This window comes from Pseudoalteromonas sp. MMG033 (assembly GCF_057197785.1).
Map to the genome: position 1 here is coordinate 1,495,001 of NZ_CM170070.1, position 18,859 is coordinate 1,513,859.

Annotated in this window: 11 protein-coding genes, 1 tRNA gene and 2 rRNA genes; 10 read left to right on the plus strand and 4 right to left on the minus strand. The window is 42.3% G+C overall.

From position 1 onward, the window contains the following. The first annotated feature begins 60 nt into the window (after nt 1-60). The 3 genes from AC2CZC_RS06580 (at nt 61) to rrf (ending at nt 3,494) form a co-directional block, all read left to right on the plus strand. Nucleotides 61-136 (plus strand) — tRNA-Ala (locus tag AC2CZC_RS06580). Between the two features lie 272 nt (nt 137-408). Then, nucleotides 409-3,288: ribosomal RNA gene (locus AC2CZC_RS06585) — 23S ribosomal RNA — on the plus strand. Between the two features lie 91 nt (nt 3,289-3,379). Beyond that, nucleotides 3,380-3,494 (plus strand): 5S ribosomal RNA (rrf, locus tag AC2CZC_RS06590). Nucleotides 3,495-3,796: 302 nt separating this feature from the next. Here rrf and AC2CZC_RS06595 read toward each other — a convergent pair. Further along, nucleotides 3,797-4,763, minus strand: a protein-coding gene (locus tag AC2CZC_RS06595) for an IS630 family transposase (protein WP_484584823.1) whose coding sequence is annotated in 2 segments (ribosomal slippage) — nt 3,797-4,363 and nt 4,365-4,763 — 966 coding nt in all. Because the reading frame shifts where the segments join, the coding sequence is not laid out codon by codon here. A 1,524-nt stretch (nt 4,764-6,287) separates the two neighbouring features. Between AC2CZC_RS06595 and AC2CZC_RS06600 the strand changes: the two genes are divergently transcribed. Further along, complete coding sequence (locus tag AC2CZC_RS06600) at nt 6,288-6,497, plus strand: hypothetical protein (protein ID WP_484584244.1); 210 nt, start codon at nt 6,288-6,290, stop codon at nt 6,495-6,497. A gap of 28 nt (nt 6,498-6,525) precedes the next feature. Here the strand turns inward: AC2CZC_RS06600 and AC2CZC_RS06605 are convergent, their stop codons facing one another. Both AC2CZC_RS06605 and AC2CZC_RS06610 read right to left on the minus strand, forming a co-directional pair. Then, a complete protein-coding gene (locus AC2CZC_RS06605) occupies nt 6,526-8,055 on the minus strand; it encodes a carotenoid oxygenase family protein (protein ID WP_484584245.1) in 1,530 nt (509 codons plus the stop codon). An 11-nt stretch (nt 8,056-8,066) separates the two neighbouring features. Further along, nucleotides 8,067-8,477, minus strand: a complete 411-nt coding sequence (locus AC2CZC_RS06610; RefSeq protein ID WP_484584246.1) for a DUF2141 domain-containing protein — start codon at nt 8,475-8,477, stop codon at nt 8,067-8,069. A gap of 159 nt (nt 8,478-8,636) precedes the next feature. On the opposite strand from AC2CZC_RS06610, the gene AC2CZC_RS06615 reads away from it, so the two are divergent. The 6 genes from AC2CZC_RS06615 to AC2CZC_RS06640 all read left to right on the plus strand — a co-directional run bounded on the left by AC2CZC_RS06615 (nt 8,637) and on the right by AC2CZC_RS06640 (nt 16,016). Continuing rightward, the gene (locus AC2CZC_RS06615) at nt 8,637-9,479 is read left to right on the plus strand and encodes a LytTR family DNA-binding domain-containing protein (RefSeq protein ID WP_484584247.1); all 843 of its coding nucleotides are present in this window, start codon (nt 8,637-8,639) and stop codon (nt 9,477-9,479) included. 98 nt (nt 9,480-9,577) lie between these two features. Next, on the plus strand, nt 9,578-9,955 hold the full coding sequence (locus tag AC2CZC_RS06620; RefSeq protein ID WP_484584248.1) for a BlaI/MecI/CopY family transcriptional regulator: 378 nt from the start codon (nt 9,578-9,580) through the stop codon (nt 9,953-9,955). A 10-nt stretch (nt 9,956-9,965) separates the two neighbouring features. After that, entirely contained in the window at nt 9,966-11,309 is a 1,344-nt protein-coding gene (locus AC2CZC_RS06625; protein WP_484584249.1) for a peptidoglycan DD-metalloendopeptidase family protein, read from the plus strand. Nucleotides 11,310-11,311: 2 nt separating this feature from the next. Then, nucleotides 11,312-12,631 carry a peptidoglycan DD-metalloendopeptidase family protein gene (locus AC2CZC_RS06630; protein WP_484584250.1) on the plus strand — a complete coding sequence of 440 codons (1,320 nt, stop codon included), beginning with the start codon at nt 11,312-11,314 and terminating at the stop codon, nt 12,629-12,631. Next, entirely contained in the window at nt 12,631-13,467 is an 837-nt protein-coding gene (locus AC2CZC_RS06635; RefSeq protein WP_484584251.1) for an alpha/beta hydrolase, read from the plus strand. The genes AC2CZC_RS06630 and AC2CZC_RS06635 overlap by 1 nt, the downstream gene beginning before the upstream one ends. A gap of 449 nt (nt 13,468-13,916) precedes the next feature. After that, nucleotides 13,917-16,016 carry a winged helix-turn-helix domain-containing protein gene (locus AC2CZC_RS06640; protein ID WP_484584252.1) on the plus strand — a complete coding sequence of 700 codons (2,100 nt, stop codon included), beginning with the start codon at nt 13,917-13,919 and terminating at the stop codon, nt 16,014-16,016. Nucleotides 16,017-17,422: 1,406 nt separating this feature from the next. Here the strand turns inward: AC2CZC_RS06640 and AC2CZC_RS06645 are convergent. After that, entirely contained in the window at nt 17,423-18,838 is a 1,416-nt protein-coding gene (locus AC2CZC_RS06645; RefSeq protein ID WP_484584253.1) for a DEAD/DEAH box helicase, read from the minus strand. Nucleotides 18,839-18,859: the final 21 nt, after the last annotated feature.

Consider the following 18,859-nt stretch of genomic DNA (forward strand, 5'->3'; position numbering starts at 1 on the left):
ATACATGCCTTGTCTAAAAACAAAGCATGTGGATGTTAAACAATGTATTCCTAGTAATGTGGGGCTATAGCTCAGCTGGGAGAGCGCCTGCCTTGCACGCAGGAGGTCAGCAGTTCGATCCTGCTTAGCTCCACCACTTTACTATCACTTCTTAAAGATAAGCACTCTTACTTAGTTTACATTTAAATAAACTGAGAGTTTTTAACTCTGAGAAGTTATTCTCTTGCTCTTTAAAAATTTGGAAAGCTGATAATTAAATTCTCGAATAACAAGTAATTGTTATTCAGAGTTTTCGAAAGAAAATGCCGATTAATCATTTAGTTGATTAATTAGCGTCTACTTTAGTATTACTTAACTTCTGGCGAAGTTAAAACTGTCTTTGACGATACAAACCATTTTGGGTTGTATGGTTAAGTGACTAAGCGTACACGGTGGATGCCTTGGCAGTTGGAGGCGATGAAGGACGTACTAACTTGCGATAAGCTAAGTCAAGCCAGTAAGAGGCACTTGAGACTTAGATTTCCGAATGGGGAAACCCACCGCTTAGCGGTATCTTACAGTGAATACATAGCTGTAAGAGGCAAACCGGGAGAACTGAAACATCTAAGTACCCCGAGGAAAAGAAATCAACCGAGATTCCGAAAGTAGCGGCGAGCGAAATCGGATTAGCCCTTAAGCTTCAGTGTAATTAGTGGAACCTTCTGGAAAGTTGGACGACACAGGGTGACAGTCCCGTACACGAAAATTTATCTGAAGTGAAATCGAGTAGGTCGGAGCACGTGAAACTTTGACTGAATATGGGGGGACCATCCTCCAAGGCTAAATACTCCCAACTGACCGATAGTGAACCAGTACCGTGAGGGAAAGGCGAAAAGAACCCCTGTGAGGGGAGTGAAATAGAACTTGAAACCGTGTACGTACAAGCAGTAGGAGCCCTTCGAGGGTGACTGCGTACCTTTTGTATAATGGGTCAGCGACTTATATTCTGTAGCAAGGTTAACCATTTAGGGGAGCCGTAGCGAAAGCGAGTCTTAACTGGGCGCTTAAGTTGCAGGGTATAGACCCGAAACCCGGTGATCTAGCCATGGGCAGGTTGAAGGTCAGGTAACACTGACTGGAGGACCGAACCCACTAACGTTGAAAAGTTAGGGGATGACCTGTGGCTAGGAGTGAAAGGCTAATCAAACCGGGAGATAGCTGGTTCTCCCCGAAATCTATTTAGGTAGAGCCTCGGACGAATACTTACGGGGGTAGAGCACTGTTAAGGCTAGGGGGTCATCCCGACTTACCAACCCTTTGCAAACTCCGAATACCGTAAAGTAATATCCGGGAGACACACGGTGGGTGCTAACGTCCATCGTGGAGAGGGAAACAACCCAGACCGTCAGCTAAGGTCCCAAAGTGTATGTTAAGTGGGAAACGATGTGGGAAGGCTAAAACAGCTAGGAGGTTGGCTTAGAAGCAGCCATCCTTTAAAGAAAGCGTAATAGCTCACTAGTCGAGTCGGCCTGCGCGGAAGATGTAACGGGGCTAAACATACCACCGAAGCTACGGCTGCATACTTAGTATGCGGGGTAGGGGAGCGTTCTGTAAGTGGCTGAAGGTGTGCCGGGAGGCATGCTGGACATATCAGAAGTGCGAATGCTGACATGAGTAACGATAATGCGGGTGAAAAACCCGCACGCCGGAAGACCAAGGGTTCCTATCCCATGTTAATCAGGGTAGGGTGAGTCGACCCCTAAGGCGAGGCTGAAGAGCGTAGTCGATGGGAAACGGGTTAATATTCCCGTACTTGGTATAAATGCGATGGGGGGACGGAGCAGGCTAGGCAAGCATGGCGTTGGTTGTCCATGTGAAAGGCTGTAGGCTGGTGACTTAGGAAAATCCGGGTCGCTAAGGCTGAGAGTCGAGACGAGCCACTACGGTGGTGAAGTTGTTGATGCCCTACTTCCAGGAAAAGCCTCTAAGCTTCAGTTTATATCGAATCGTACCCTAAACCGACACAGGTGGTCAGGTAGAGAATACTAAGGCGCTTGAGAGAACTCGGGTGAAGGAACTAGGCAAAATTGTACCGTAACTTCGGGAGAAGGTACGCTCTTGTTTGTGAAGGACTTGCTCCATAAGCAGACGAGAGCCGCAGTGACCAGGTGGCTGGGACTGTTTATTAAAAACACAGCACTGTGCAAAATCGTAAGATGACGTATACGGTGTGACACCTGCCCGGTGCCGGAAGGTTAATTGATGGGGTTAGCTTAGGCGAAGCTCTTGATCGAAGCCCCGGTAAACGGCGGCCGTAACTATAACGGTCCTAAGGTAGCGAAATTCCTTGTCGGGTAAGTTCCGACCTGCACGAATGGTGTAACCATGGCCACGCTGTCTCCACCCGAGACTCAGTGAAATTGAAATCGCAGTGAAGATGCTGTGTACCCGCGGCTAGACGGAAAGACCCCGTGAACCTTTACTACAGCTTGGCACTGAACATTGACCCTACATGTGTAGGATAGGTGGGAGGCTTTGAAGCACAGTCGCTAGATTGTGTGGAGCCGACCTTGAAATACCACCCTTGTAGTGTTGATGTTCTAACTTAGGCCCCTAATCGGGGTTGAGGACAGTGCCTGGTGGGTAGTTTGACTGGGGCGGTCTCCTCCCAAAGAGTAACGGAGGAGCACGAAGGTTGGCTAAGTACGGTCGGACATCGTACGGTTAGTGTAATGGTAGAAGCCAGCTTAACTGCGAGACAGACACGTCGAGCAGGTACGAAAGTAGGTCATAGTGATCCGGTGGTTCTGAATGGAAGGGCCATCGCTCAACGGATAAAAGGTACTCCGGGGATAACAGGCTGATACCGCCCAAGAGTTCATATCGACGGCGGTGTTTGGCACCTCGATGTCGGCTCATCACATCCTGGGGCTGAAGTCGGTCCCAAGGGTATGGCTGTTCGCCATTTAAAGTGGTACGCGAGCTGGGTTTAGAACGTCGTGAGACAGTTCGGTCCCTATCTGCCGTGGGCGTTTGAGAATTGAGAGGGGCTGCTCCTAGTACGAGAGGACCGGAGTGGACGAACCGCTGGTGTTCGGGTTGTTATGCCAATAGCATTGCCCGGTAGCTACGTTCGGAATCGATAACCGCTGAAAGCATCTAAGCGGGAAGCGAGCCTCGAGATGAGTTCTCACTTTAACTTTAAGTTAACTGAAGGGCCGTTGAAGACTACAACGTTGATAGGCGAGATGTGGAAGTGCTGTGAGGCATTGAGCTAACTCGTACTAATTACCCGTGAGGCTTAACCATACAACGCCAAAGTGGTTTGACTTGTTAGAAGTTAAGAATAGAAAGTAGACGATAAGAATTTAATTTAGTTTTCCAGATTTTACAGAATTTGCTTGGTAACCATAGCATTTTGGAACCACCTGACTCCATGCCGAACTCAGTAGTGAAACGAAATAGCGCCGATGATAGTGTGGGGTTTCCCATGTGAAAGTAGGACATTGCCAAGCGCCAAATAAAAGAAAGCCCGATTCGAAAGAGTCGGGCTTTTTTCGTTTATAGCTTAACATTTTGGAACCACCTGACTGGAAGGCCAGCCCCGCCCATGCCGAACTCAGTAGTGAAACGAAATAGCGCCGATGATAGTGTGGGGTTTCCCATGTGAAAGTAGGACATTGCCAGGGCCCAATTAAAGAAACCCGTTGCAGAAATGCGACGGGTTTTTTGCGTTAAGTCCCTTAGCAGCGGTTAAACTGGTTTATTTCACGGTTATATGTTTCATTGCATTACGTTATACCATTCCGCATAAAGATTAAATCAGCTTTATCCATTCACGACTGCACATTTTCTTAACTCGTTCAGGTATTGAAATAAATTGATTCCAAGCTTTTGAAACTTCGTCAACTATTTCTACATAGCCCGAAAATATTCTATTGGATAAGCAATGTTGCCTTATCCAGCTCCATACTTGTTCTATTGGATTTAACTCAGGTGAGTAAGGAGGAAGCTTTATTAGCGTTAAGTTGCTGAATTCTGACGCAGTATCATGTGTATGCCAGCCTGCGCCATCTATTATCACTACTGCATGCCTACCAATTGGTGTAGCTTGTGATATTTGACGCATGTGCTGCGTCATCGCTTCTTTATTTACGAATGGACTTACTAGCGCTTCTGTTTGGCCCGTGGCAGGACATACTGCACCAAATAAATACCCGTATTCAAACTGTTGTTGTTTCACAATCCTTGGCCGAGTACCCGTCTTAGCCCAAATGCGTGTAGTCGGATTTTGCTGGCCAAATCGAGCTTCATCCTGAAACCATACGTCGATACGATCAAGAGGTAAGTGTCCTGGTGTGTGAAGGATCGTTTCCAGTTGGAAGTTTTTTAAAAGCTTCTTGGCTTTGTAATGACTGCTTAGGGTGTTTTGAACGACTTGTGATCCAACTAAAGCCAAGCTGCTTTAGGATTTTATAGACATGATTTAAGTGGTAATGAACACCAAATTCACTGCTAATGTAATGCACAATGTCCTCACCGGTTAGACGGCCACCTTGAAGCTCCGTGTTTGTGCGTTTAATAAATTCAGACAGTTGATCAAGCTGAGACTGTTGCAGTCTGGATGGACGTCCTTGAATAGGCTTATTGTCTAAGCCATCGAGCCCATGCTCTAGGTAACTAGAGACCCATTTATTAACACTACTCCGTGCTATATTAAGGCGTTTTGCAATGTCGGTTCTGCTATGACCTTCATAAAATAATGACACAGCAAGTAATCGCATACGTTTACGTGCGTTGGGTTCTTTTCGAGAAAGCGCTAAAAGCTGTTCAGATATACTTGGGTTCAACGTTATTTAGTCTGTAATTTTATATGCTCTATATTAGATCAGATATTTAAGCGGATTGGTATTATTTCTTTGTAGATAGTTCTGCGTTGTCTATTCATCCCTGAAGCTGGGTTCCATCGCGCCAATACTTCAATCGGCGCTGTTTAAAATCGCTTATTTCACCTTGCGCAAAGAGAATGTACTCACTTCGTTCGCTGTCATTAGCCCTTTACACGATAACTGCGAAGCTTCGCTTCGGTCTCATTTCGCCCATGTGAAAGTAGGACATTCTACTGCGTAGCGCACCAAAAGCGCCAAATAAAAGAAAGCCTGATTCAAAAGAGTCGGGCTTCTTTCGTGCTAAATCGTCTCGAATGTTGCAGAGGTCATGCACATTGATAAAGAGACGAATTAGCGCAAGGTGAAGGGAGCATCCTTCACCGCCGACAAGGCAAGCTCAAGATTTCCTCAGCAACAGCTAAAACGGCTCATTTCACCTTGCGCAAAAAGAATGCCAGCGCTTCGCGCTGTGTCATTAACCTTTCGCACGATATTCACCTTGCGCAAAGTAAATGTACTCGCTTCGCTCTATGTCACTGTACTTTGCACTTAATTCATCCATGAATCTAATCGACATTAGTACATCCATGTACGTCAAACCCGTTGCAGAAATGCAGCGGGTTTTTTGCGTTAAGTCCCTTAGCAGCGGTTAAACTCGCTCATTTCACGGTTATATGTTTTAGTGCATTACGTTATTTCTTTGTAGATAGTTTTGCGTTGTCTATTCATCCCTGAAGCTGGATCCCATCGCGCCAATAAGTCAATCGGCGATGTTTAAAATAGCTTATTTCACCTTGCGTAAAGAGAATGTACTCTCTTCGTTCGTTGTCATTAGCCCTTTACACCATAACTGAGAAGCTTCGCTTCGGTCTCATTTCGCCCATGTGAAAGTAGGGCATTCTACTGCGTAGCGCACCAAAAGCGCCAAATAAAAGAAAGCCCGATACGAAAGAGTCGGGCTTTTTTGCATTTAAGCCCCTCAGCAACAGCTAAACTAGCTTATTTCACCTTGCGCAAAAAGAGCGTACTCACTGCGTTCGTTGTCGCTAGCCTTTTGCACGATAAGCCCAAGGTGAAGGGAGTAACTTTCACTTCGTTCGCTGTCGCTAACCTTTTACACCTTTCTTACCCAACCAATAAAGTGTTCACAACAGAAAGTACCTTTTACATGTGCTAAAGAAGCTAAAGATTTTCAGTCGTCAAATGCCATGCAGAACTGTCCTTTATTCCAAACTCATGAGCTTGGCCGGCTATTCATTTTTTGTTGAGACAGACTAAGACTCTTTTAGATATGCCCCTGATGATAGATATATTTGGAAATGTACAAATTATGGAACTATTTATTTTTTACTGACTCATAAATATTGGATGTACAAAAACTGTATCGAGATAATCGACAACAATTTAAAGGATATATTTATGAAAATAAAGTTGAACAAAAAAAACGTAAAGAACCTCAGCCCTACTTCCCAACAACTTGCAGCCAAACAGACGGCACAAGTAGGTGGCGGTAATTTTGAAACATTTGGTATCTGCTCTTATGGTTGTGATACTGCCGTGTACCTTGGTTGTGGCACTGGGCGTGACTGTTATACCTATAATGGGATTTGTCCGAACCCTGGGTTTTAGGCAAGGCGGAAAACGCCGCCTATCAATGTTAACTAGCTAAGAAGTTGCCATGAAACCCTAACGGGATAGCATAGGGTAACCAAGCCCTGCAAATTGGCCCTGCTGATATGTTTTGTGCGTCGAATATATTTAGGCAAGTACGCTTTGTTGGAATGTGCAGCGCAGTACCAATTAAATAATCACCTTTGGTGTTTTCTTTAGCATTCACTAACACATGCTCTTCCACCAGATAGTCCTTACCGTAAGTAAACGTATCTAGGCTATCATTGTCCAAGTTAATTCGTCTAACGCTGTCACTCCAAACATCGCTTTCGATGGATGACAAAGTAAATAAATTACGGTTTCTTTTTCCAGTTAATGCACTATAGATACGAGGAAATTCACTGATCCCATCAATAGTATAAGAACTCACTTTTCCATTTCGCAATAAGCTAAATACAACAGTCTTAGCTGGTGATATTGGGATATCACGTTCACCTTGCATCATAGAGGTCATCTGATTAAATACATCCCCATTAGGGTATAAGCTCGCATCAAAAGAGATGTTGCCATTTTTATCTTCCCACGCATTGCCAAAATGAAAAACAAACCCAGGATCCAAGCTATATGTGTTCACGACCTTCAAAGTACTTTTACTGACAATGAGTACTTTCATTGTCTGCTCTGGCGCAAATTGAATCGATGAAAACTGTCCTTCTATCGCTCTATCTCGTTTTAAAGAAGGTAATAAAAGGAGAATATGTTTTTCGGTGATTAGGAAGTCATGCACCATTCCTCCAGTAAACCCACTGTTGACCATACCTACATTTTGTAATTTACCTTGGCTATTTAACTGGTATAAAACTATGTGACCACTGAGTGCGTAGCCAAAATTCCATATCGTGCCATCCGCCTCTACTCTCGGATGTGCAGAGAAGGGCAAGCCTTTCAAACTGTTTTGATGTTGTGTTCCTTCACCGAGGTTAATGAGTCCTTTAGTTTGGAGTGTGCTCCCATCAATTGCGGTTGCTGAACCTGCTTCCCATAGCGCCCATAATTCCCCGTTAACTGGCAGTACATTTGTATTGGCTGTATTAATTGAGTCAGGGTTGTTGATTGCAAGGCTGTTCGGCAGTTTACTATCTGGGCCAGAAAACAAAAATTTACCGGCTTTCTCTTCAGCTATAAATTTACTTGTTTGTGTAAACTTCCCTTGGTGATGTACTTTTCCTTCTGCAAATTGAAACTGATGGATCATGCCATCACCTTCAAATAAGTGGGTATACCTCTGCTCAGCTCTTTGGTGCCGAGCTGGACCGTTGCGATAAAAGCAGCCTTTCAGGTCTTGTGGTAACTGACCTTCTATTTTCAGTTGATTAGGTGAAAAGTCAGAGTCAGTGCCAAGTACACCTACCAAGTCTGGGTATTTCTCCAATGCAGCTAGAAAGCGTTGTTTGTTTACCTTTAGCGGATCTACATGAGATACACTGCCTTGCATAGCAGCTAGGCAAGGTGTTGAGATAGCCGCATGTGCAATGGGCGCTGCAAGCATGCCTTTAAGTAATTGCCGACGGTCCATAATATGATCCTTTAGTAGCTGATATTGGTAATTTCTAGGTTGTTGCCATTTTTGATGGTAATAGCCATGTCTTGATACTTTGGTGGTCCAAATTGCATGGTTGCGTTATTTGAAAAGCCAACTCCTTCAGTTGGGATACCGAAGAAATTCGTATCTAATTTTGCATTGCTATTAACATCATGAAAGAAGCGAATAACGTACTCCCCACTTTCTATGTCTGAGAAATTAGCCTTTATCGTGCCCGCTTTAGCTGAGATGATAGTCTGAAGGTGGCTTTTACCTGCGTTATAGTTCTGTTCACCTTTAAACAACTCGATATACACTTTGCCCTGTTCATTACTGACATTATTGATTTGTACTTCAAGGTGATTGGCCATGACTGGTGTGCACAATAGGGCCAGCGTTGAGATTAATACCTTCATATGTTCTTCCTTATCTATCTGTTTTATTTGTGCTTATTTGCACTGATTGATAAAAACGATAGAATGGATTTTATCCATGAACAATATGAGTTTCGTGAATGAGGCAGGTACTTCGTAGATTTGACTTATTCAGTAGATACTTTTTTGGCGAATCGTGAAATGAAAAAAAATAACTATAAAAATCATGATGAAAGCTCAAGGTGGACAATTCGTAATATTGCTTCTGATAGCACTATTGTTTTGTTATTTGCATGCTTTTTGGCTTTTTTAAAACCCTTTGGTATGGATAACATTAGTTTTGTGTATGCACTGGGCTTTTGGATAAGCATTTGTATGTGTGGTTACCTGGTTTATGCACCGGCATTGACTTTAGGTAGAGCGGCGCTGTCGAGTATCGCGCCTAATTTGAAGGCGAAGAATGTTCTCTCTTTGGTGGTCTCTATTTTATGTGCCAGTTTAATCATGGGGCTTATCACACCATTTATCATTAACCTGTTTTTTTCATTGTCATCAGATTATTGGGATAAAGTTTCTTTTTCTATTATGGCTTGCTTGTTTATAGGTGGGGTGATCACCTTAATTAGCGTGACAAAGACTTATGTGCTGCAGCAAAGCGCCATGATCACCTATCAGCAACAGCGTTTAGAGTTAGAGCAACCAGAGGCGACGATTTTACAGCAAAAAATGTTGATGGACTTTATTAGTAAATTGCCCATTGAAAAACGCGGGGAGCTCATCTGCTTGCAAATGGATGATCATTATCTGCAGGTCCACACAGACAAAGGAAGCCATATGCTTTTAACGCGCTTTAAAGACGCACTTAAGCAATTGGATGGTTACCCCGGTTTTCAGACTCACCGCTCTTGGTGGGTATCCACCAACGCAGTGACTGCAACAAAGCGCGAAGGGCGTCGGCTTATTTTACTAATGAGTAATGGCCTAGAAGTCCCAGTTTCACAAACATTTCTAAGTCAAACAAAAGATAAACTCAATATATCGTAACAGACTGTTCTGGCAATTAAACTCATTTTCGAGCAAGGTGCGACTTGTGTCGCACTTTATGGCGTGTTAAAGTGCGACATATGTCACAGGAGGGATATATGTTGAAACCAAATAACACCGAGTTAGTTATATTAAAATTACTTTGGCAAAAAGAGCCAAGGTCAGCAAGAGAGATCCATGATGCTATTGAAGCTGAATTTGCATGGACTTACTCATCTACTCGAAAGACGCTTGAGCGCATGGCTGACAAAGGTTTGCTGAGTGTGGGCGAGCAAGGCAATAAAAAAATATTCACCGCTGAAGTAGATAAAATGCCAACGCTGGCGGCATGTGCGCAAGAGTTTGCGAAGTCAGTTTTTGAATTGGATGGGCCATTGCCAGTCGCAATGTTTGCAGACAGCCGTTTAATTCAAGAAGATGAGCTGGATGAACTCGAATCATTACTTGAAGAGCTGAACAAGCAAGATAAGAAATAGGTACACGAACATGGATTGGTCATTAATCAGCCAGCTCATGATGTTAGCTTTGTGGCTATTGACGAGTTGTTTATTGCTTAAAATTGGTAAGTATATAGCCGTAAAATACCCAGCTACACCGACAATATGGTGGGTGATATTGGGATTATCTGTATTGCCTATTTTACCGGTGAGCACAAGCTCTGAAATAGGAAAAGTACCAAAAGTGCTGCTTGAGTTTGGTGGATATATTGAGCAAAAGCAGCATCAGGTTGGCCAATTGTCTGTGCAAGATATACCGCTTTCCTTTGATGTGCTGCTTTACATTATTTTTGCTGTCTATTTAGCTGTTGCTATGCGAAAGCTAAGCAGACTTTGTAGGAGTTGGTTGAGTATTCGGCGCTTATTGACTACGTCAGAGCCATTTGCACATTCAATGTCAAAGGTGCCTTGTGTACAAATACCCATAACCTGTTCTCCTTTTGTATTTGGGCTGTTCAATAGCAAAATTGTGCTACCGAGTTATTTTTCGCAGCTGAGCGCTGAGCAACAGAACACCTTATTGTGCCATGAAGTGACGCACATACATCATAAAGATCATATTGCATTATTAATCTGGAGCATATTGGGATGCGTTTTTTGGTTTAACCCGTTTATCAAACAAATGGAAAAAGGCTTTATTCATGCCATGGAATTACGTTGTGATTTGAAAACACTCATGTGTTACGACATTAATAAAAAGCACTATGCTACAACCTTGATGACGGTATTAAAGCGTTCGATTGCGGTTAATACGGTACCCAGCACGGCAAACTTTTCCTCAGATGCGTTGAGCTTAGAGGATTATAAATTGAGGTTGCAACAGATCATTCAGCCACAAGCTAATAAGCCTGCATACCTCGTTGTCCTTTTACTTTCTATCTCCATTGTATTGGGCTTTGCGAATATAAAAGCGGCGCCAGCATTATACTCAGCAACTGAGCAATGGCAGAACCCACTTACTGATTTTCGGATCAGTTCATATTATGGACATATTTCTGAATTTAGATATTCCAAGCCCCACGGTGGAATTGATTTAGTTGCGCCTGTTGGTACCCCTGTCAAAGCGGTCTCTAGTGGTATTGTTGTTATTGCAGATGCGACTACGTTATCTGCTAATCTAGGCAATGTTGTCCTTGTGCAGCATAAAAATGGTTACCAAAGTTTATATGCACACTTGGATAAGATCACTGTTGAACAAGGCATGCAGATCAAAGCTGGAAGTAAGCTAGGTACTTTAGGCGCTACGGGGCGTGTGACCGGAGCGCATTTACACTTCGAATTGTTACATCAGGAGCAGCGGATAAATCCGTTGGCTATTCTAGAGCTAAAATAACCATGATAAAAAATAGTATATTGATTACTGCAGCCTTAGTTGTAGGGGTTGCTTGCACCTCAGAGAATGTAGATAAAGTCGAATATAAACAAACATCAGGTGACTACACGCCAATCGAGGAAACTACCAGTAAAATAACAGAAGCGTCTATCAAGATCGAAAGGACGCCGTCTCAAATAGTAAGGGTAGATGCAGGAGACAATCTATTGGGTGTCCTAAAGCGCTTTGATGTAACGACATCGCAAGTCATTTCGTTAATTGGTGTAGTTAAACCATGGGTGGATCTTAATAAGCTAGCTACGGGCCAAGTGATTCAAGTGACACTAAATGAAAATGGTGACTTTAAAGGCATTTCTATCGGTGTGAAGTTTGCCACAATTATTACGGCGACATTGGTGGAGCAAGGTTGGCAAGTTAAAGAGTCACAGCTTGAGACTGAGTTTGTCGATAGACATATTCAAGTAAATATTGGCCGCAGTCTTTATAATAGCGCATTGGATGCCGGTATGGATGCTGAGGTAATTCAAAGAGCTATTGCGATTCTTTCTTATCAAGTCGACTTTCAAAGATCTTTACAAGAAACGGATGTGTTCGAAGTTATCTATCAATCTACTCAGCTTATCAACCCTCATGCTTTATCAAGTGAAAGTGATTTAAATAAGGTTCGGTATATCAAGTTAACGGTGGCAGGTCAGGTACATGCTCTTTATCTCTTTGAAGAGGGTGACGATAAATACGAGCGGTTTTATTATGCTGATGGGCGGCCTGTGCAAAGCTTTTTACTCAAAACCCCGCTGAATGGCGCGCGGTTATCATCTACTTTTGGGCATCGTAAACATCCGATACTCGGTTATACAAGGCTGCATAAAGGACTCGATTTTGCGGCTACGGTGGGTACGCCTGTCTTTGCTGCTGGGGATGGCAAAATACTCAAAGCAAATTGGGGTGGAAGCTTTGGTAATCGGGTTACCATAAAGCATGCCAATGGATATCAAACGCTATACGCACATTTACGAAGCTTCGCTAAAGGCTTAAAAGCGGGGCATATCGTCAGGCAAGGGCAAGTCATTGGGTATTTGGGCAGTACTGGACTATCACAAGCCCCACACCTTCATTATGAAGTGCACAAGGACGGACATGCTGTTAATCCACTGAAACTCAATATGCCTCAACTTACAGAACAAACACTTTCCGGTATGGAATTAGCGACCTTTTTAAATACGGTAAGCCGTATTGAGGGGAAATTACAGCAGCGTCATAAGCTGCAGAGTGAATCATCAGAACTCGTTTTTAATTATATTCTTAAGGAGAACTTTCAATAATGTATAAAAGATTTGTATTTATGTTGCTGCCTTTATTGTTTGTCATGCAAGCGTTCGCAAGTGAGCCATTTACCATTAACAATACGCACACAATACAGGTGACATCCAAGATTAATCAACAAAGCTATGAGCTCTATGTGCGATTACCCAAAGGTTATAACAAATCAAAGCGCCATTATCCGCTTGTTTTAATTAATGATACAAGCTACTCCATTGCAACTGCCAGTGGCATTCTACATTTAATTGAAGGTAGAGATATTGAAGAAGTTGTTGTCGTTGGGATCTCTTACTCTAAAGGAACCAACCCACTGATTAGTCGCACTAGAGACTATACACCTACTTTTGCGCCTGAAGAGACCATGGGACATTCCAGAGAAGCGCAGCAAGTGTCGGGGCAAGCAAAAAGTTACGTCAAGTTTATCGAAACACAAGTATTGCCATTGGTAATAAATCAATATCGCATTGATAGTTCGCGCAAAACCTTCGTAGGTCATTCGTATGGCGGATTATTAGGCACTTATATTTTGCTACATCAACCGGAGTTGTTTAGCTCTTATATCTTAGGTAGTCCGTCATTTTGGTATGACAATAAGGTGATATTTGAGATGGAAAAAAACTATGCAAAGCACAATAGCGTGCTACCTGCGACAGTGCGCTATTTTATAGGAGGTAAAGAAGGTTTTATGGTGACGGATTTAAAGGAGTTTATTAGTATACTAGATAAACGCCAATATAAAGGCTTTGATTATCAACATACTGTGATCCCAAATATGTCACACTTCAGTGTATTTGCGCTATTACTCACAGAGGGTTTAATCAGTTTATATGGAAAATAGCCAACCAGAGAGCTTTCTGCTATCTCCTGAAGTGCATAAATTTTTGCATATTCCCGAGTATAAAATTATTTTGTTTTTTGCATGTTAACAGGTTGTATCCTTAAGGTCGTTGTGACCTTAAGGTATTTCTTTGTGAAAAAGTGTCAATAAGAATTTATTTTTAAGTTTTAAAATTTTAATGCGTATCATTCACTAAATAAAATCTTAAGTAGATGTTTATTAAGTACAAATTCCAAATTAAGGGACTAAGTTAAACTGATGGTTGTAAATATAACTGTATATTTATAAAGAGATTTTCATCTTGTCACATCATTGTTTAGGTTGAATTATTGAGGTTTTCCTTGGTACACTTGATGTGTCAAAACTTTTATAAATATTTACATATTTAGCATTATTGGTGCCAGTTTTCAGTCCATCTTGTGCGTTAAACTTTAGTTAGGAATAGTTTGTTGCAAAAGGATAGTATTAGAGCTTCACTTGGGGAATTTGTCATTGATTTAGGGCAAAGTCTGCTCTTTTTAAAAGGTGAAGAGGTTTCAGTAGAACCTAAAGTTATGGAGTTATTACTATACCTCTACGATTGTCGTGGCCGCTATGTCACAGTCGAAGAGTTGCATGATCATGTTTGGGCGGATCGTGTAGTAACAGACACTGCTGTGAGGGGGACTGTAAAAAAGCTTCGTGTGATCCTCGCAGATGATGATTTGAATAATCCAAAATATATCAAATCCGTCGCAAAGAGAGGATATAAATTAGTTTGTGAGACTAAAGTGCTGTTTGATGAGGATGGGCATCTACCCACGTCCAGTGCCGATACTTCCAATACCAGCTTCAAGTCTAATTCACCTATTCAAGAAAATATAAAGCCTCAAAAAAAGTCATTTTTAGTGATGTTACTGTCGCTGTTTATTATTTTACTGGCTGCAAGCTTTTTGGCTTCCAAATATATTTATAACGACACGCACTTAATTGGAAAAGAGCACCTTACCGAATTTAAGGGCGAAAAAAAGTCGTTGGCTATTTCGTCTGACGGGCGCTTTATCGCCTTTACTGGCAGGTATAGTGAAGACGGCCTCAATCAAGTGTACCTTCTTGATAAACAAGAGGGAATAACAAGGCAGCTTACCACGAGCGCTTCTAATGCGCGTTCTATCAGTTTTGCACAAAATGACAAAGTATTGGTGTTTGTTGACACAGTCACTGGCGCTTCTGCACTTAAACTTCTGCCACTAACTGTCTCAGATCCTGAAAGTGCCATGGTGACGTTACTAGATAACAAATATCTAATCAATGGTGTTGCATCTGGAAGGGTGCCATCTGAAATACTTGTTCAATTGGCTGAAGAGGCCGAGTCGGCACTTGTACTATATGCGATGGACCTAGAGTCACTTAATTTGACTAGGCTTGTGACGCCTACACATAGTGGTGAATATATTCTGGGCGGAGCGGTATCTCCTGATAAACAACGATTAATGGCCATCGTTGCTGAATCTAGAAAATATCAACTTGTTATTCATGATTTTACTACTCAGTTAGACAGGGTTTTAAGTGAAAAAAATCAGCAATTAACTGATGCTGCTTGGATGAATGATGAGGAGATTTTATTACTAGATTCTAGTGGCCTGCATGTTATTAACGTTGACACGGCCGAAAGTAAACAAGTGCATGAAAATCCAGGTGAATTGTTCACGTATCTAGCTGCTTCTCAAAATGGCCATATTGTTGCGATTAAAAAATCTCAAGAACGTGCCAACAGGTTGTATATTGAGCGCTCATTGAACAATTCAGGTGATGCTAGCAGAGTCATTAACACGGTTCCAGAGATCACTTCCATGATGTTTGATCCACAAGATAAGCAAATGCGGTGGGTCAGGGTTAAAAAGAATAACATTAATTATGTTGGTCACTTTAATATTAAAAATGACCATATTTCAATGCATTACCAGACATCGGAGCTGCTTGAAATATTAGATGTCGCCACAGACAATCAACATATATTGGTCAAAGAAAATCATCGCTTAGCAATTTTGGATATTCATACTGGTACATTGCTTTACTTAACTGCCGACTCGAGTGTCTCGAGTGATGCTGTATTTTATCAAGACAGTAAATACGTGCTTTTTGGTGTGAAGGTTGCTGGGGAGTGGGAGATCCAAAAATATGATCTTGAAACGGCCGCAACCGAAGTATTTCTTCGACATTTTAGGTCAATTAGGCCGACGAATGACAGCTTTGTGGTCGCTGACAGTGCGGGAGATTTATATTATTTAGACTCCTTACAATCTGTCGCTGAGCCGCTTGGTTATCAAATTAGTTATGCGTTTATTACTCGATGGTATGTTAAGCACAATACCGTCATTTGGACCGATATTGATTTTATAAAGAGTTATATTCACTCTGTAGATTTAGAGACAAAAGAGCATGCCGTTATCGAGGATTTGTTCTACAGCATGTACCCGAGAATATCAGTCGATAAAAGTGGGGAGCATGTCGTGCATCTCTCTGTACAGATTAATGATTCTGCCATTCAGCAATTATTCTTTGATTGAATTATTTACCTCCATTCCCAATTATTACAATCCAAACTACGAGAAAAACAATGAATACCTTAAAAATATTGAGCTTTACTATTCTTACTGTGGTTATGTCGAGCCCGGTTTATTCCCTACACATGACGTCCCCCGAGGAATGTAAAGTTGCAGGTGAGTGTAATGATCCTGTTCCATCATTTGGAAGTAGTAAAAGAAAAGGGGGCGTATATAAGCCTTCTTAACTGACTCTTCTTAATACTACTGCTTGTATTGCAAGAATAATTGCTCGCAAGCAGTAGTTTTATCTCCCTCCTTGTTTAAAATTTAAAATAAATAAATTACTGATTTTATTGCTTACTTTTTAAGTTATAAAAAAGCAATGACTTAGTTGTTGGTGTTTGATGCCCATTTTTATAACTTGTTTATCGCAGCAAGGAGTGGGCACTTGGTAGTGTGATTCACCTCCAGTTTTTTGTACGGATGCAGAAATATATTGGAGGTTGAATCACCAAACCTGAATAGAATTTAACAGGATCTGATGCAAGTGAGTCAGCCAGGATGCAAATGAGTCAGCCAGGATGCAAATGAGTCAGCCAGGATGCAAATGAGTCAGCCAGGATGCAAATGAGTCAGCCAGGATGCAAATGAGTCAGCCAGGATGCAAATGAGTCAGCCAGGATGCAAATGAGTCAGCCAGGATGCAAATGAGTCAGCCAGGATGCAAATGAGTCAGCCAGGATGCAAATGAGTCAGCCAGGATGCAAATGAGTCAGCCAGGATGCAAATGAGTCAGCCAGGATGCAAATGAGTCAGCCAGGATGCAAGTGAGTCAGCCAGGATGCAAATGAGTCAGCCAGGATGCAAATGAGTCAGCCAGGATGCAAGTGAGTCAGCCAGGATGCAAGTGAGTCAGCTAGGATGCAGTGAGTCAGCTAGGATGCAGTGAGTCAGCTAGGATGCAGTGAGTCAGCTAGGATGCAGTGAGTCAGCTAGGATGCAGTGAGTCAGCTAGGGTTTTGGTGAATCCACTAGGAAATCTGTAGCTAATAAGAAGTAGAAGAATAAGCCAGCTCATGTAAGAGAGCAGTATATTTCCCTTCCCGTGCGGGAGAAGTGGTGAAGCTAGGTACCTACTGGCTAAACTAAAGAATAATCTGGGGATATTTGCTAATTTCAGGGACGGTCGCCACATATGCGAAGTTCATTTTAATTTGGTGTTGTCATATGACCGCAAGGAGAGCGGTACTGGCTTTTATTCTTTTACTAATATCGCTTCCATTTTTCATTTCACATTACTTCTTTTCTTATTAGGTTAGCGTACAGTTTAGTTCTGATAGGTAAGGCTATCTATAAATGTATATAAACTCAGGTGATAGCTAGAGGGGGAGAAAAGCTGAGATAAATTCAGCTTTTCAGACGTGGCATTATTTGTGTGATGTTCTTGCTTTGTGGTCGGCGCGACTGCTCTGCTTTTGACTACGTGGTTTTGACTTGGCAGGTTGCTGAGCACTGTGCGTTGAGTTGTCGGCTGCTGATTTCGCTCTGCGCTGAGGCCGTTTTTTTTTGACAGAACCTTTTGTCTTTACCGGATCTTTTGACTTGGCTGACTGCTGCACACTGTCTGTGTCATTTTGCTGCTTTTTTTTTGGTTTTTTTGGTTTTTTTGGCTTAATAGGCCTGGTATCTAACGCTCTCTCAGGCACTGGATTTTGAGGGGTAAATCCAGGTTCTTCTGCCCTAGGGATGAGTGCGCCAATAAAGCGTTCAATACCGTACAGATCATCGGCATCCGCAAGTGTTACAAATGACACAGCTACGCCCTCTGCACCTGCACGACCAGTACGCCCAATTCTGTGTACATAGTCTTCATAAGTGTTAGGCAAATCGTAATTGACTACATAGGGAAGCTCACTGATATCAAGACCACGAGCCACAATATCTGTGGCAACAAGCACATTGATTTCACCTGTTTTAAAGCCATTTAATGCTCTTACCCTTGCGCCTTGGGATTTATTACCGTGTATTGCTGCTGCACTGATATGATTTTTCTCAAGATACGTAACTAAGCGATTTGCACCGTGCTTAGTACGACAAAAAACCAAGACCTGCTGCCACTTTTTATGTAAAACGAAATGACTTAAAAGCTTGTTTTTTTGTGATTTATCGAGAGCATATGCACTTTGAATTACCGTTTTTGCAGCAGTGTTTTCTGCGGCAACAGAAATCTCAACAGGGGCTGCAAAGAGTGTTTTTGCCAATGCGCGAATAGGGTCAGAAAAAGTAGCGGAAAAAAGTAAGTTTTGACGCTTTTTAGGTAATAGGCTGATTATTTTCTTTAAATCATGAATAAAGCCCATATCTAGCATACGGTCTGCTTCGTCCAAGACTAATGTACTGAGCTCTGTGAATTTCACCGCATTTTGTTGGTATAGATCCAGTAGCCTACCCGGTGTCGCAATTAAGATGTCTACGCCTTTTCTCAAGCGCATCATCTGTGGGTTTATTTTTACCCCGCCATATACAACAGTGCTACGAATTCTAGTACCTGCGCTATAAGTTTCTACGCTCTCGGCTATCTGAATCGCGAGTTCTCGTGTTGGCGCTAAGACTAAAACACGGGCCTGATTAGCATGAGGCTGTTGAGAGGCTAACAGTTTTTCGATTAAAGGTAAGGTAAACGCGGCTGTTTTACCTGTGCCTGTTTGCGCGGCTGCCATGACATCCTCACCAGTTAGAACGGCTGGGATTGCTTGCTGTTGGATAGGAGTCGGTGATTGATACCCTTTAGACTGAAGTGTATCTAACAGTACTTGAGATAGCCCAAGTTGGGAAAAATTCATGCAAGTTCTCTTCTGTTTGGC